Raw genomic sequence first — 15,415 nt, 5'->3', positions numbered from 1 at the left:
TCAACAAATTCTTTACCATTAATAGATGGTAGCGTCACCCTTTACAAAACGTTGTTATTTTTGAAATAACAACAGCGTGCGGGGATTGTGATCAAGTTTTATCTCTCAGGAGGGATATGTGGTAGAACAGAAGAAAATTCGGAAGGCCGTATTTCCGGTCGCAGGTCTCGGCACGCGTTTCCTGCCCGCAACCAAGGCGGTTCCGAAAGAGATGCTCACCGTCGTCGACAAGCCGGTCATTCAATACGTCGTCGATGAGGCGGCGGAAGCGGGCATTGAGCATTTTGTATTTGTCACCGGCCGCGGCAAGGCGGTGATCGAAGATTATTTTGATATTCAATTTGAACTCGAACAGATGCTGCGCGAGCGCAACAAGAATGCCGAGCTGACATTGCTGGCCGGCCTTCTGCCCAAGGCGGGCACGGCAAGCTTCACGCGCCAGCAGGTGCCGCTTGGTCTTGGCCATGCGGTCTGGTGCGCCCGTGATATCGTCGGCGACGAGCCTTTCGCCGTGCTCTTGCCCGACATGATCATGCATTCGCAGAAAAGCTGCCTCAAGGGTATGGTTGAACTTTACGACCAGACCCAGGGCAACGTCATCGCGGTGCAGGAATGCGCTCCCGACCAGACGCATAAATACGGCATCGTCGGTGTGGGCGACGCCGTGGGTGAAGGTTTCAAGATCACTGAAATGGTCGAAAAGCCTGCCAAGGGTACGGCGCCGTCGAATTTCTACATCAACGGCCGTTATATTCTTCAGCCCGAGATTTTCGACATCCTCGAAAATCAGGAGCGTGGCGCCGGCAACGAAATCCAGCTGACGGACGGCATGCTGACGCTTGCCAAGTCGCAGGAGTTCTCCGGCTATCATTTCCGCGGCCAGACCTTCGACTGCGGCGCCAAGGACGGTTTCATCCTCGCCAACGTCGCCTTTGCGCTGGAGCGTGGCGATATTCGCCCTGCGATCGAAGAGCCGATCAAGGCCCTGATCGACGGGTTGAAGTAATCCACCAGCACAGAAACGGGATCCCGGCCTTAGCGCCGGGATTTCTTTTTGGCCGAAGCCTATCGCTTGAGGACAAGCCCTGCGCCGACGCGCAGCTCGCTGCTGTCATAAACCGGCGTCCACTGGTAGCTGACATCCGCGGTCAGATCGAGATAGCGGTTGAGACCCCAGGTCAGGCCGGCGCCTGCGGTATATTCAACGGCATTTTCCATATCGGAAGAGGGGAATGTGCGATGCACGATCTGTCCCGTCAGGCGGGCGACGAGGTTGCTGCGCAATTCGTGGGTCAGGCCGGCATCCAGCCGATAGGAAATCCAGCCACCCTGCGGTCCGCCGGCAAAATCCTCTATCGTCGTGCGCAGGCCAAGATTGACGTTCGTGCCGCGCTGGGGTGACCAGTTGAGTTCGCCATCCAGTGTCAATGCACCGATCGAGGCGAGACGATCGTCATCATATTGCTTGCGCAGATAACCGATGGCGGCCTCGCCGCGGGTCTTCTCGCCAAGATCGACTTCCGCGCCGACCTTCGCCCCATAGGCATTGGAGGAACGGGCATAGCCGGAATTGTCGAGACGCCTGTCATATTTGGTCGTCCCGGCATTCAGTTCCAGGAAGGGGATAAGCGTCGGCGATAATTCATAACCGATGCGTCCACGCAGGTTCGCGCCGTTCTGATCGCGGTCGCTGAGGCTGATCGGCCGGCCGTCGACGCCTTTCGCATCCGTATAGACCGTGCGCGACAGATCGAGCGCCGCCAGGCCGCGCAGCTTGCCGAAATCCCGCTCTATCGACGCGCCGGTGGTGAAGCGGTGCTCACCGCCCTGCACGGCAGCGCCGGTCAGAGCATTGGGGTCCGTGGTGTCCTCGCGGCTGAATTCGTAACCGGCCTTGAGATTGGCCGTCGTTTCTTCACCGAGATCAAGGCGCAGATCGGCCTCTATTCTTGCCCGGGGTTCTTCGCCGTCCTTGTCGCTGCCGAAGTTCCTCTCCCAGGCGCCGTCGCCCGTCACCGTCAAAGCGTGACGGGACCAATCGCTGGTGAGCGTGCCGCGTATGCCCGTCGTCAGATAGTTACGTCTCGAAGGACCGCCGGTATTCGTCTGCTTTTCCGTGTTGATCGTCTGGCTGATCGAAGGGCGAAGCAGGAATGTGCCGAGCCGGATGCCGGGCGTTTGGCCGGGTTCGGTTGCTATCCGTGGATTTTCGCCACCATCCACCGTCGGTTCATAGGGGTTTTCGGCTTCGGCATAGGGTTGGCCCGCCTCGTCCTGCTGTTCGTAAATCGGATCGCCGGGATTGTTGGATGGGCGCCACAGTTGCGGTGCAGGCGCTGGCGCAGCTGTGGCCGGAACGGCACCTGTGCTCAGCCCGCTCTCCGTTGTCGCCGTGGGTGAAGCTGTTCCATCTGCGGCAGAAGCGGCGCCCGGCAATGCCGGTGTGGCTGTCGTTACGGTCTGCGCAAAAGCGCTTCCCTGCGGGTAAAAAATCGTGCAGGCGAGCAGCAGGGTTGCTGCTTTCCGCGACGTCGGCAGACGTGTGGCGGTGCCCTTCACATTCATTCCTTTTCACCCGGCAAGTTGGGCCGATGCCGGATCGAAGGCCCACCAGGGCATCTCCTCAGACCCGATGCGTGACGGGCCGATGAAATGACATGAGGAAACCAGGGACCAGACAGGCGACGCAAGTTTTAACATCGCTTTAACAATAGGTTTTTTATGGTTAACAGTTGATAAAGATCGCCGGGATTTCAGCGTTATGGCAGGGGCGGGAAATCAGCGACACCCATCATCGGATCCGGTAGCCCCGATTTCATTCGCCCTGAGAATTGAAGGAAAATGGCCGTAAATGCAAAATATTTCTAATATGAGAAGATTAAAACGTTTCAATTTGGCACGGAATCGCCCTATAGTTTACAGGGGCTGATCTTCTATTGCTCAGCAAGTGGTATTGAATTTTATTTTGTGTGACAGCGTCGTTTCATGAATCCCGTTTTGAACACCAAGCAGGTCGGTTTTTATTGTTGGGATATTACCAATGACCGTTTCTATCTAGACGAAGTATGTGCTGAACTTTTCGGGATTCCACTGCGACAGGCGATGCAGGGCATCAGCATTTTTCAGATGCTCGAAAAAGTGGACCTGGATCATCGAAACCGTGTGATCGAAACGGCATTGATTACCCTGAAGGCTGCGAGTTTTTATGATCAGGAATATGCCGTGCGCCGCAGCGACGGCTCGGTCTCATGGGTAAGGACGCTCGGGCGATATCTGGTCGATGAAGAGAACATCCCTTTCAAGCGGCTTGGAACGATGGAGGAGATTTCTCCGCCGGACCGGCGTCACTGATGACATGCAGTTATACGGCAATCGTCGAAGGGTTTCGGGTGGCATCGACGAAAACTCGGCGTCAGCCGGCTGAAGAGTGGACTTATTCCGGCTGAAAGAGTAACAGTCGGCCATGATTACGCGCGCTGTCAAACTGGTCGAAGACAATGCTATCGAATCCGCCGTGCGGACCATTTCGATGGAGCGGGCTGGCCTTGCCGCCCTTGAGGATGCTCTCAGAAACGGTCTTTCCGAACCCTTCTGCAAGGCGATCGAGACCATCGGCCAGTCGAATGGCCGCCTCATCATCACCGGGGTCGGTAAAAGCGGCCACATAGGCGCCAAGCTTGCCGCCACCTTTGCCTCCACCGGAACGCCCGCCTTTTTTGTGCATGCGGCGGAGGCCAATCACGGCGATCTGGGCATGATCGGCGGCGATGATGTGGTGCTGGCCATTTCCAAGGGTGGCGAAAGCGCGGAACTGCGCAGCATCATCAACTATTCACGCCGTTTCTCCATTCCGTTGATCGCGCTCACCTGTTCTGAAAATTCATCGCTGGCACAGGCTTCCGACATTGTGTTGCTGGTTCCCAATGAGCAGGAAGCCTGTCCGCTCGGCCTTGCGCCCACCACCTCTACGTTGATGCAGCTTGCGCTGGGCGATGCCCTTGCCGTTGCGCTGCTGGAGGCGCGCAATTTCACCGCAGGCGATTTCAAGGTGTTCCATCCCGGCGGCAAGCTGGGGGCGAGCCTGACACTGGTCAGCGATATCATGCATACCGGTGATCGTGTGCCGCTGGTCAACAAGGGAACGGCCATGCCGGAAGCGGTCGGCGTTCTCTCCCGCAAGCATTTCGGCTGCGTCGGCATTCTGGACGAGGATGGCCGCCTGTGCGGCATTGTCACCGAGGGTGATATGGCGCGCAACCTGTCGCGCAACCTTGCCGAGATGACAGTCGACGACATCATGACCCGCACGCCGAAGACCGTCAAAAAATCGGTGCTGGCGACCAGCGCGCTGGCGACGCTGGAGAAATTCCACATTGGCGCGCTGATTGTCATCGATGACGACAACCGGCCCATCGGGCTGGTGCATTTCCATGATCTCTTGAGAATTGGCGTGGCTTGAAGCTCCGCCGATCCTGAAAAGCTGATCCTGAACCTATCGGTCTAGCGGCTCGATTGTCAGCGTTCGGCCCCGCGCGGAAGCGATTCTTACCCGGGTGCCGGCCGGCAGGTCTTCACCGTTGACCGGCCACCAGGTATCGTCCAGCCTGATCCTTCCGCGTCCCTCGACGATCGGTTCCTGCAGGGTTGCGGTGCGGCCGACAAGGCTTGCTTCGCGCTGGTTCAGGAAGGGCTCGTCGCTTGCCGCGCGGTTCCGGCCGAAATATTTCCGGCCGAGAAGGGCGAAGACCACGGAAAGTGCGGCAAACAGCACCAGCTGCAATTGCCAGGCCCAGAATGCCGCTTCCCAGAAAAACAGCGAAAACGTACCGATGACCAGTGCGGCAAGGCCGATCCAGATGAGGAAGACGCCGGGCGCGATGAGTTCTGCAGCCAGGAGCACGAAGCCGACGATCCACCAGCTCCATGGTCCCAGCTCAGTGGCAAGTCGTTGCAGCATCGTCACTTCTCCGATGAGGAACCGAAGGGATTACCCGGGATCGTGACGTTGATGCTCTGGCCGGAAGGCCGCGTCGGCGGCACGGAACGGGACGATGCGGAAGCGGCAGGCGCAGTCGGCGCATCGCCCCTGTCGCCAAAGACCTCTTTCGCAATCGTGCCGATACCACCGAGAGAACCGATCAGCGCCGAAGCCTCCATCGGCATCAGCACGATCTTGGAATTCTTCGCCGTGCCGATCTCCGCCAGAGCCTCGGTATATTTCTGGGCGACGAAATAGTTGATGGCGTGCACATTGCCGGCGGCGATGGCTTCCGAGACCATGCGGGTGGCGTTGGCCTCGGCCTCGGCCAGACGTTCGCGCGCCTCGGCATCGCGGAACGCCGCTTCGCGCTGACCTTCCGCCTCCAGAATGGCGGATTGTTTTGCGCCTTCCGCCCGCAGGATCTGGGCATTACGGGCGCCTTCGGCTTCCAGCACCTGCGCGCGTTTTTCGCGCTCGGCCTTCATCTGCCGCGCCATGGAATCGACGAGATCCTTCGGCGGTGCGATGTCCTTGATCTCGATGCGGGTGACCTTGATGCCCCAGGGTCCCACCGCCTCGTCCACCACGCGCAGCAGGCGGTCATTGATGGCGTCGCGATTCGACAGCAATTCGTCGAGATCCATCGAGCCCATCACCGAACGGATATTTGTCATGGTGAGGTTTTCGATCGCCATTTCCAGATTGGCGATCTGATAAGCCGCCTGTGCGGCGTTCAGCACCTGATAGAAGGTGACCGCGTCGGCGGAGACGCTGGCATTGTCGCGGGTGATGACTTCCTGTGTCGGGATGTGGAGCACCTGCTCCATCACGTTCATCTTCGAGCCGATGGTTTCGAAGAACGGCACGATGAGGTTCAGGCCGGGTTCGAGTGTGCGGGTGTAGCGCCCGAACCGTTCAACCGTGTAACGATGCCCCTGCGGCACGGTCTTGATGCCGGCAAACAGCACCAGAATAACCAAAACAACCGCCGCTATGACGACGATGTCGAAACCGCCCAATGCAATCATCACTTTTCCTCCGGATCAGAACTATCGGGGTTTTACCCCGGCATCGTTATGGCAAGATTACACCCATCCTTGCAACTCCCGCCGCACAACCTTTTCGAGAACATTCATGCCCTCGGCACTGTCGTTCAGGCAGGGAATATGGGTAAATTTCTCTCCGCCATTATGCAGGAAAATCTCGCCCGCTTCACCGGCAATTTCCTCCAGCGTCTCAAGACAATCCGACACGAAGCCGGGATTCATGACGGCGATGCGTTTGATGCCCTCGGAGGCCAGCTTTTCCACCGTCTTGTCGGTATAGGGCTGCAGCCATTCTTCCGGGCCGAAACGCGACTGGAAGGTGATCATGAAATTTTTATCTGTCCGCCCCAGCGCCTCGCGCAGCAGCCGGGCGGTTTTCTGGCAGTGACAATAATAGGGATCGCCCTTTTTGAAATAGGATTGCGGAATGCCGTGGAAAGAGGTGATCAGCATTTCCGGTTCCCAGTCCAGCGTCGTCAGATGGTTTTTGACGGAGGTGGCGAGCGCCTCGATATAGGCCGGATCGTCGTGATAGGGCGGTACGGTGCGGATGGCGGGCTGCCAGCGCAGCTTCATCAGATGTTCGAAAGCCTTGTCGTTCACGGTTGCCGTGGTCGATGCGGCATATTGCGGATAAAGCGGGAAAAGCAGGATTTTTTCGCAGCCCTGTTCCTTCAGAGCGTCGATCTTCGAGGCGATGGAGGGCTGGCCGTAACGCATGCCCCAGTCGACCACGACATTCGGCAGATCCCTCAGCGTTTCCGCCAGCAACTCGCCCTGGCTGCGCGTATAGGTGCGCAGATAGCTTTCGTTGCGCTCGTGGTTCCAGATTTCCTCATAGGCCTTGCCGACTTTCTGTGGGCGCTTGTTGAGGACAATTCCGTAAAGGATCGGATACCAGTAGAGACGCGACCATTCGATCACCCGCTTGTCGCTCAGGAATTCCGCCAGATAACGGCGCATCGGCCAATAGTCCGTACCGTCAGGTGTGCCGAGGTTGACGAGCAGGACGCCGACCTTGCCAAATGCCGTGCGGGGATGGTTTGCGGGGAGTGCGGATAGTTCTGTCGCCATGAATGACACCCTGAAACTCGGACTGGTTGCGTGAGGAGCGGTTCCGTTTCGGACAAGGGCGGAAACGCTCCATCTTCTGTTTATGCGCGCCGAACGCAAACCGCGACGGGGTTGGGCCGGCAATGCCCGAGCTATACGCTCGTGCCGTCAATTTGTTCACGTGTTCTAGACGAAATTTTTCAGGATTAAACCATCCACGCAGGCTATTTCCGGGGCGGGGGGAGCCGCAGGATATCCCTTGCCAAAATCCGATCTATAACGGTTTGTTTTTAAAAGGAAAATAAGAAGCCGGCCCCGATGTCCGGGGGCCGGCTTCGTGTCTGCGGCAAATTGCCCTGTCTGTTCCCGTGCGGCTTATTGAGCCGGCAGTTCCAGTTCCTCGCCGATCTCGATGTGGTTCGGATGCTTCAGCGTATTTGCCTTGGCAATTCTGCTCCAGAGAGCGCCATCGCCATATTTCTCCGCTGCGATCTTCCAGAGCGAGTCGCCCTTTTCAACGACATATTTGCTGGCGGCGGCAGCGGCTGCAGCAGGCGTCGTCGTGGCCGGCGCTGTGGCAGCCGGTGCGGTAGCGGCAGGCGCTGCGGGCGCGGGGGCCGGTGTGGCGGCCGGAGCGGGTGCGGTTGCTGCCGGCGCGGGTGCCGCGGGCTTTGCCGGAGCGACGTAACCGGCAGGTGTCACTTCGCTGATGCGGCCATCCGTGTAGGGCTTATAGGGGCTGTTGGCGGTGATATAGGCCGCAACGGCTTCCTCGAGGTTGGGGCCGAAGTCATAGGCATTGATGGCCTTGGTCGCAAAGACCTTGAAGCCGTCACCGCCGGTGCGCACGTAATTATTGGCCGCGACGATATAGGTCTTGGCGGGATCGAGAGGCACGAAGGCGTCGCCTTCCTTGACCTCGACCGAAACGACACGGCTGCCGGCCGGCTTGGAACGGTCGAAGGAATATTTCAGGCCGGAGACCTGCATGAAACGACCGGCGCCATCATCGATCTGGCTGACGCCGTTTTCGAGAGCGGCGCGAATATCCTCGCCTTTCAGCTGGAAGGTCGCGACGGTGTTCTGGAACGGCAGAACCGTCAGCACTTCGCCCATGGAGACATCGCCGCCATCGATGGAGGAGCGCAGGCCGCCGCTGTTTGCGAACGCGATGGTCACGCCCTGGTCCTTGACACGCGCCAGCGTCGCATCGGCCACCAGATTGCCCATGGAGCACTCCTTCACGCGGCAAACCTTGCGGTCTCCCTCAATCGGGCCTTCCGAGGTGCCGACGACCTTCGATTTCAGCGCCTCGATCGGCGCCTTCAGCTCATCGATGCGCTTCAGCGTGGCTTCATCAGGCTTGAAGGAGGAGTCGATCAGGATGGGATCGCCCTTGCTCTCCTTGACCACGCCACTGTCGTCGAAGACGACTTTGAGGTCGCCCAGATATTTGCTGTATTGCCCGGCCTGAACGACCGGAACCTTGTAGCCGCCGGGATTGTCGACGAGGGTCGGATAGGGGCCTTCAGCCTTCTGGTCGGTGTTGGAAAGCAGTGTGTGCGTGTGGCCGCCGACCACGACGTCGACGTCAGGGATTTTTGCGATGAATTCGAGATCGCGCGGATAGCCGACATGGGTGAGCGCGATGATCTTGTCGACGCCGTCCTGCTTCAGCTTCTGCACCTGCTCGCTGATTTTCGCGACATCTTCGGCGATGGTGATATTGGGACCGGGCGTTGCCAGTTCCGCCGTGTCGTTGGCGACTGCACCGACGATACCGATTTTCTGTCCGCCGACTTCGAGCACGATGGACGGCTTGACGCGATCGCCGATTTTCGAGGCGGCGGTGGCCACCACATTGGCGGTCACGACGGGGAACTGCACCTTGTCGAGGAAGCCGGCAAGACCGTCTTCGCTGTCGTCAAACTCGTGATTGCCGACGGTCATGGCGTCGAACTTCATGGCGTTCAGCACTTCCGCTTCCACCGTGCCCTTGTAGGTGGTGTAGAACAGCGATCCCTGGAAATTGTCGCCGGCATTGAGCAGGAGGACATTCTTGCCTTGAGCCTTCAGGGCGTCACGGGTCTGATTGATCGCGGTCAGAAGACGGGCGGCACCGCCGAAGCATTCATTCTTGCCTTCTTCTTCCGCCGAGCAGGTCGAGTCGAACTTGTTGATCGATTCGATACGGGAGTGAAAATCGTTGATGTGAAGAATGTTGAGCTCGTAATCGGCCAGAGCCGCTCCGGCCGAAAGCGTTATCGCCGAAACGCTTAGCATGCCCAGTCCCAAAATTTTCTTCATGGTCCCTCTCTCCTGTTCAAAGCGGAAGCCCGGGCCGGTCGATCATCCTCCGGCCGTGCTTATTTTCTAGTCTGAAAACATGTCAGTCTTTCAAAGCGTGATGTTTCCATTTAGCGGCAATCGCCGCAAGTGAAATTATGACAGTCGCGCAATAAACAAAAACGCACGCCGGAGGCGTGCGTTTCAGAAGATCATCTCTTTGAAAAGCCGAGGTTATCAGCCTTGGCGCGTCAGCGAGAACTGGCTGTTCGTGTCCGTCGTGCAGTTCAATTGTGATGGGGAGACGAGGGCGCAGTTGACGCGCGACTGCGTGTTGCGCACCAGCGAGGTCATGTTGATTTCGTAAAGCGTCGGCGAAATCGTCACATAGGTGCCGGAGGCCAGAAGCGTGTTGGTGTCGGTCGAACGGGTGGAGAAGGCGCCGTTCTGGAACGTCGATACGATGCCGTTGCGGTCGATCCAGCGACCGTCGACGGCCGGGCCGCGGGCAAGCGAAGGCGCCATCGAGGTCTGCTGGGAGGGACCCGGCGCGACGCATGAAGACACCGCGATAGCGGCTGAAAGCAAAGCAGCGCTTGTCTTGAAGTTCATGAGCCTGTTCTCCTGCGATTCGATGAAACCTTCTGTGCTTCGACCATGCCGTGAAGCGTTCTTTATTTCAAGGCAACGTTGTTTGCTCTCCCCGGTTCCTGATGTCGTTCAGGAAAGCCCCAGCGTGACAAATATGAGACTCCGTCCCGTCAGCGCACGAGGATATTGCGGAACTGCCACGGGTCGGATGCATCGATATTGTCGGGAAACAGACCGGGGCGGCCATCGGTCGGCTTCCAGTCGGTATAATGTCCCTCGACGGGTCCGAGATAGGGACGCTGTACCTCAAGGCAACGGCGGTAATCCATTTCATCCGCCTCAACGATGCCGGCCTGTGGATTTTCAGTCGCCCAGACCATGCCGGCCAGCACCGCGGAACTGACCTGCAACCCGGTCGCATTCTGATTGGGGGCGAGCGAACGTGCTTCCTGCAGGCTCAACCGCGAGCCATACCAATAGGCATTCCTGTCATGGCCATAAAGAAGAACGCCGAGTTCATCGGCGCCGTCGACAAGCTCGTCTTCGCCGAGCACATGCTGGATCGGCTGCGGGGTGCCGCCATTGCCGAAAAGTTCATGCAGGGAAAGAATGGCGTCGTTGCAGGGATGGTAGGCATAATGACAGGTCGGCCGATAGGTCACGTCGCCATCATCGTCGCGGACCGTGAAATAGTCGGAAATCGAGATCGCTTCGTTATGCGTGACGAGAAATCCATATTGCGGCCCGAGGCCCGGGCACCATGTCCGCACCCGCGTATTGGCGCCGGGCTGATCGAGATAGATCGCCGCCTTGCTTCCCTTTTTCTGTTTTTTCGCGTTTTTGGGCATCCAGTTTTCATGCGTTCCCCAGCCGAGTTCGGCCGGCTGAAAACCTTCCGCGATGAAACCTTCGACGGACCATGTGTTCCAGAAAGCGCCGAAGGGCTTGGGTTCCTTCGCCCGCTGTGTATCGCGTTCGGCCACGTGAACGCCCTTGACGCCAAGCTGCTTCATCAGCTTTGCCCAGCCTTCCCGGTCATGCGACTGCGGCTCCTCGATGTCGAGGCCGATATCCTTTGCAAGATTGACGAGGGCCTGCTTCACGAACCAGGACACCATGCCGGGATTGGCACCACAGGTGGAAACCGCGGTCGTGCCGCCGGGCCTGCGCGCCTTTTCCTTCAGCATGGTTTCGCGCAGTGAATAATTGGTTCTGGCCGCATTGTCGGCATCGGCGTCGAAATAGAAACCGGGCCAGGGTTCGACGACCGTGTCGATGTAAAGCATGCCATGTTTACGACAGATCCGCATCAGGTCGACGGAGGCGGCATCAACTGAAAGGTTGACGCAGAATCCCTGGCCCTGAACCCCCTTGAGAAGCGGCTTCAAAATCTCCCTGTAATTTTCCTTGGTCAGATGCGTCTGGATATGACGGATGTTCCTCTCGGCCAGAAAGGCCGCGATATCCTCGCGCGGGTCGATGACGACCAGACGGGTCCTGTCGAAATTGAAATGACGTTCGATCAACGGAAGAGTGCCGCGCCCGATGGAGCCGAAGCCGATCATGATGATGGGGCCGTTTATATCGCCGTAGATCGGGTGGTTTGCGTCCGTCATTCCTCAATTTTCCTTTTTCAGCCAATAAGTAAGCTAGATCATAAAAGCGTGCCACAATAAAGGGCAGGTGGATGACGGACATATGACGATACAAACCGGGGGACAGGCGTGTGCATCCTTTCCACCGCATTCTGCCTCTTCGCATTTTAGAGAGTGCGTTTATAATTGAATTCTTCTTTTCCTCTCTATGTCCAAGGGCTTGGGGGCTTTGGCCTGACGACGACAGGGGAATTTTTCGCCATCACAGGGGAGTTGCCTGTTGAATGATCTTTTAGAGCGCGTAGCAGCGCTTCAGAGTGCCACCCCCGTTCTTATTGCCCTTTACGATTCCGAGGACCGGTTGCGTCATGCCAATCCGTCGTTCCGGGAAAGCTTTCAGCTTGCCGCCGATGAATTTCCGACCTGGGCGGATATCATGCGGCTGAACCACCGGCTACGCACCGGTGTCGTCATCCGCAACAATGATTTCGAGGGATGGCTGCTCTCGGCGCAGTCGCGGCGTGGCAAGCTGCCCTACCGTGCCTTTGAGATGGACCTTTACGATGGTCGCTGGTTCTGGATGACGGAGACGGTGCAGCAGGATGGCTGGATGCTCTGCGTGGCAAGCGACGTTACCGAATTGCGCCAGGGCTACAGAACCCTGCGGCAGGACCGGGATCTGGCGGTGCGCGCCTCGCAGACGGACGAATTGACGGGAACGGCGAACCGCCGTTTCGTCTTCGCCAAGCTCGCCTTGCAGGTGGAGCAGGTCGCCAAGGCGCTTGAAGCACCCTTTTGCCTTTGCACGCTCGACATCGACTTTTTCAAACAGATCAATGATCGTTTCGGTCACAAATGCGGTGATGCGGTGCTGCGCGATTTTGTTACCATCGCCCATTCCGTCATCCGGCGGGTGGATTGTTTCGGCAGGATTGGCGGGGAAGAGTTCATGCTCGTCCTGCCGCGCAGTTCAATTACCGAAGGCCAGGAGATCGTTGAGCGGCTGCTGCAGAAGGTGCGCCTTTCCAGACCGCTCTCTGAGTTTCCGGATTTTTCCTATAGCTGCTCGGCTGGCTTGACGGCCTATCGCACGCCGGAAAGCGCCGATGATGTTTTCTTGCGGGCGGATCAGGCGCTTTATGCGGCCAAGGAAAAAGGCCGCGACCGGCTTCTGGCGGTAACCGTTTAAAGCAATTCCGCGGCAATCAGCCCATGTAGCGAATTGCCGACGAAGAGCTTGCGGCCGGCGATGTCTTCCGGTTTCAGCGCCTGTCCGCGCGCCCTGCGTTCGCGGATCAGGTCGGCACGCAGCACACCCGGCAGGATGCCGCTGTCGAGCGGCGGCGTCAGCAATTGCCCATCCGGCATTTCGACGAAAATGCTGGTCGATGATCCCTCGCACAACTCACCGCGCTCGTTGAGCAGCAGCACCTCGTCGGCCTCCCCGGCTGAAAATTCGGCCCGGGCGGCATCATAGGGTTCGCGGCGTGAGGACTTGTGGCGATAGAAGGTGTCGGTCGAATCGAGCGTGGTCTGCCGGGCGATGCGAACCCGCCAGACCGCATCCTGGGCCAAGGGCTGGAAGTCGGCGGTTTCGATATCGAGTTCGCCCTTGTAGTTCATGACCAGCCTGACGCAGAGCGGCTTTTCGCCACCCACCTTCTTTTCCAGCACCTGAACCGCATTGACCGGCGCGCGAAAACCGAGCGCATCGGCGGAGCGCAGCAATCGGCGCATATGCTGATCGATGCGCTGAAAGCCGGTCTGCGGCTCCCAGCGCAGGGTTTCCCTCAAGGTCAGATCGGCGGGTTTGCGTTTCATGGCCTGTGCTCGTCGCCTGAATTGTTTACCGGTGTCTTCTGCCGGCAATATCAACCGGCAAAACCTGTCCGAAATAGGATAGTCCTGCCGGCGGAAGAGATTAAGCCTGTTTTTTATCCAGCGCTTCCAGCTCGTCGATCAGCCCCTCGATCATCGAAAGCCCCTTGTCCCAGAAAGAGGGATCGGTGGCATCGAGACCGAAGGGTTTCAGAAGCTCCGAATGGTGCTTGGTGCCGCCCGCTTTCAGAAGCTCGAAATATTTCTCCTGAAAGCCCGTCTCGGCCTTCTGGTAAACCGCATAAAGCGAGTTCACCAGGCAATCGCCGAAGGCATAGGCATAAACATAAAAGGGCGAATGGATGAAATGGGGGATGTAGGTCCACCATGTCTCATAGCCTTCGGAAATCCGGATTGCCGGACCCAGGCTCTCGGCCTGAACGGAAAGCCAGAGTTCGCCGATCTGTTCCGACGTCAATTCACCCTGCTTGCGAGCGGTGTGCAGCTTGCGCTCGAATTCGTAAAAAGCGATCTGGCGCACGACCGTGTTGATCATGTCCTCGACCTTTCGGGCGAGCATGGCCTTGCGTTCCCGGATATCCTTGGTGTCATCGAGCAGCTTGCGGAACGTCAGCATTTCCCCGAAGACGGAAGCGGTTTCGGCAAGCGTCAGCGGGGTGGCGCACATCAGCGCGCCCTGCTGGCCGGCCAGCACCTGGTGCACGCCGTGGCCGAGTTCGTGGGCGAGCGTCATCACGTCGCGCGGTTTGCCCAGATAGTTGACGAGCACGTAAGGATGGGCCGAGGGCACGGTCGGATGCGCGAATGCGCCGGGCGCCTTGCCGGGGCGGGCGGGTGCGTCGATCCACTCTTCATCGAAGAATCTGCGGGCAATATCGGCCATCTCGGGGGCGAAATTGCCATAGGCGGAAAGCACCGTGTCCTTTGCCTCGTCCCAGGGAATGATCGTGTTCGACGTATCGGGAAGCGGCGCGTTGCGGTCCCAATAATTCATCTGCTCCATGCCGAGCCACTTCGCCTTTATGGCATAATAACGATGCGAAAGGCGCGGATAGGCCTTTTTGACGGCGGCGGCCAGCGCATCGACCACATCGCGCTCGACGCGGTTGGCGAGGTGGCGGCTGTCGGCAATATCCTCGAACTTGCGCCAGCGGTCGGAAATATCCTTGTCCTTGGCAAGCGTGTTGGTGATGAGGGTGAAGACCCGCAGATTGTCCTTGAAGGTGGCGCTCAGCGCTTCTGCCGCCTTCTTTCGGGTTTCCGGTTCCGGCTCCTGCAGCATGTTGAGCGTTACTTCAAGCGGAAGGCTTGCGCCATCGATGTCAAAACGCAGATCGGCCATCGTTTCGTCGAACAGGCGGTTGAAGGCTGCCGCGCTGGTCATCGATTTTTCGAGGAATAGCTGCTCCAGCTGATCGTCGAGCTGGTGCGGCTTGTCCTTGCGCAGATCCACCAGCCACGGGCGATAGTGGCCCGCCGCCGCGTCATTCGCCATGCAGGCGTCCATCGTGGCGTCGTCGATGCGGTTAAGTTCAAGCGTAAAAAACAGGAGATGCGCGGAAATATCCGTCAGTTTCGCCTGGGCATCGCCGTAAAGCTTGCCATTTGCCGGATTGGACGTATCGGAAAAATAGGTGAGCCCGGCAAAGGAGCCGATGCGGCCGATGAGATCGTCCAGCGCTTCATATTCCTTCAGCGCGGCGCCGATGCCCTTTTCGCCCGTGGCCTTCGCTGCGGCTTCGAGCCTGCCTTTCCATTTCTCCTCGAAAGCCGCCGCCATCGACGCCGCCTTCTCGAGATCGCCCTCGTATTCCGGCGAATCCCCCGACGGATAGAGATCCGAGAGTTTCCATCCGGGCAGATCGCCAAGCGCCGGGCCGGAGGTTTCGGCAAGGGAGAATAGGGGGTGCGGGGTGGGGCGATTGAGGGTCATCCAACGTGTCCTTCTGATTATGCGTGCGAAGCATATGGGGACCTTGTTTCCCGCGGCAATGGATAAAATGCAAGCAATTCTCAAAACTGGA

Annotated in this window: 13 protein-coding genes; 4 read left to right on the top strand and 9 right to left on the bottom strand. The window is 58.5% G+C overall.

Annotated elements, in window-relative coordinates; all coding sequences use genetic code 11:
* The first annotated feature begins 118 nt into the window (after nucleotides 1-118).
* Complete coding sequence (galU, locus tag AC5YUO_RS18535; RefSeq protein ID WP_003519549.1) at nucleotides 119-1,006, top strand: UTP--glucose-1-phosphate uridylyltransferase GalU; 888 nt, start codon at nucleotides 119-121, stop codon at nucleotides 1,004-1,006.
* A 59-nt stretch (nucleotides 1,007-1,065) separates the two neighbouring features.
* On the opposite strand, the gene uppP is transcribed toward galU, so the two are convergent.
* Nucleotides 1,066-2,565: a polysaccharide biosynthesis protein UppP gene (gene uppP, locus AC5YUO_RS18530; RefSeq protein WP_496156279.1), complete on the bottom strand. Its 1,500-nt coding sequence runs from the start codon at nucleotides 2,563-2,565 to the stop codon at nucleotides 1,066-1,068.
* Between the two features lie 420 nt (nucleotides 2,566-2,985).
* On the opposite strand from uppP, the gene AC5YUO_RS18525 reads away from it, so the two are divergent.
* Both AC5YUO_RS18525 and AC5YUO_RS18520 read left to right on the top strand, forming a co-directional pair.
* On the top strand, nucleotides 2,986-3,351 hold the full coding sequence (locus tag AC5YUO_RS18525; protein ID WP_400813645.1) for a PAS domain-containing protein: 366 nt from the start codon (nucleotides 2,986-2,988) through the stop codon (nucleotides 3,349-3,351).
* A gap of 112 nt (nucleotides 3,352-3,463) precedes the next feature.
* Entirely contained in the window at nucleotides 3,464-4,459 is a 996-nt protein-coding gene (locus AC5YUO_RS18520; RefSeq protein WP_174058066.1) for a KpsF/GutQ family sugar-phosphate isomerase, read from the top strand.
* A 33-nt stretch (nucleotides 4,460-4,492) separates the two neighbouring features.
* On the opposite strand, the gene AC5YUO_RS18515 is transcribed toward AC5YUO_RS18520, so the two are convergent.
* From AC5YUO_RS18515 to AC5YUO_RS18490, 6 genes are all read right to left on the bottom strand, one after another.
* Nucleotides 4,493-4,957, bottom strand: a complete 465-nt coding sequence (locus AC5YUO_RS18515) for an NfeD family protein (protein ID WP_496156278.1) — start codon at nucleotides 4,955-4,957, stop codon at nucleotides 4,493-4,495.
* A 2-nt stretch (nucleotides 4,958-4,959) separates the two neighbouring features.
* Nucleotides 4,960-6,009 (bottom strand): SPFH domain-containing protein, encoded by a 1,050-nt coding sequence (locus tag AC5YUO_RS18510; RefSeq protein ID WP_496156516.1) that lies wholly within the window; start codon nucleotides 6,007-6,009, stop codon nucleotides 4,960-4,962.
* Between the two features lie 57 nt (nucleotides 6,010-6,066).
* A complete protein-coding gene (gene hemH / locus AC5YUO_RS18505; protein WP_496156277.1) occupies nucleotides 6,067-7,101 on the bottom strand; it encodes a ferrochelatase in 1,035 nt (344 codons plus the stop codon).
* A gap of 354 nt (nucleotides 7,102-7,455) precedes the next feature.
* Nucleotides 7,456-9,387 (bottom strand): 5'-nucleotidase C-terminal domain-containing protein, encoded by a 1,932-nt coding sequence (locus AC5YUO_RS18500; protein WP_496156276.1) that lies wholly within the window; start codon nucleotides 9,385-9,387, stop codon nucleotides 7,456-7,458.
* Between the two features lie 216 nt (nucleotides 9,388-9,603).
* The gene (gene omp10 / locus AC5YUO_RS18495; RefSeq protein WP_003497694.1) at nucleotides 9,604-9,978 is read right to left on the bottom strand and encodes an outer membrane lipoprotein Omp10; all 375 of its coding nucleotides are present in this window, start codon (nucleotides 9,976-9,978) and stop codon (nucleotides 9,604-9,606) included.
* 149 nt (nucleotides 9,979-10,127) lie between these two features.
* The gene (locus tag AC5YUO_RS18490) at nucleotides 10,128-11,573 is read right to left on the bottom strand and encodes a homospermidine synthase (protein ID WP_496156275.1); all 1,446 of its coding nucleotides are present in this window, start codon (nucleotides 11,571-11,573) and stop codon (nucleotides 10,128-10,130) included.
* 259 nt (nucleotides 11,574-11,832) lie between these two features.
* On the opposite strand from AC5YUO_RS18490, the gene AC5YUO_RS18485 reads away from it, so the two are divergent.
* Nucleotides 11,833-12,741 carry a GGDEF domain-containing protein gene (locus AC5YUO_RS18485; protein ID WP_496156273.1) on the top strand — a complete coding sequence of 303 codons (909 nt, stop codon included), beginning with the start codon at nucleotides 11,833-11,835 and terminating at the stop codon, nucleotides 12,739-12,741.
* Here AC5YUO_RS18485 and AC5YUO_RS18480 read toward each other — a convergent pair.
* Both AC5YUO_RS18480 and AC5YUO_RS18475 read right to left on the bottom strand, forming a co-directional pair.
* Nucleotides 12,738-13,373, bottom strand: a complete 636-nt coding sequence (locus tag AC5YUO_RS18480) for an aminotransferase class IV family protein (RefSeq protein ID WP_496156272.1) — start codon at nucleotides 13,371-13,373, stop codon at nucleotides 12,738-12,740. The two genes, AC5YUO_RS18485 and AC5YUO_RS18480, sit on opposite strands and share 4 nt — an antisense overlap.
* A gap of 100 nt (nucleotides 13,374-13,473) precedes the next feature.
* Complete coding sequence (locus AC5YUO_RS18475; protein ID WP_496156271.1) at nucleotides 13,474-15,324, bottom strand: M3 family oligoendopeptidase; 1,851 nt, start codon at nucleotides 15,322-15,324, stop codon at nucleotides 13,474-13,476.
* Nucleotides 15,325-15,415 lie beyond the last annotated feature (91 nt).

It is taken from the genome of Agrobacterium sp. LEGMi-208b (assembly GCF_059511785.1).
This window is presented reverse-complemented; position numbering and strand designations above follow the sequence as displayed.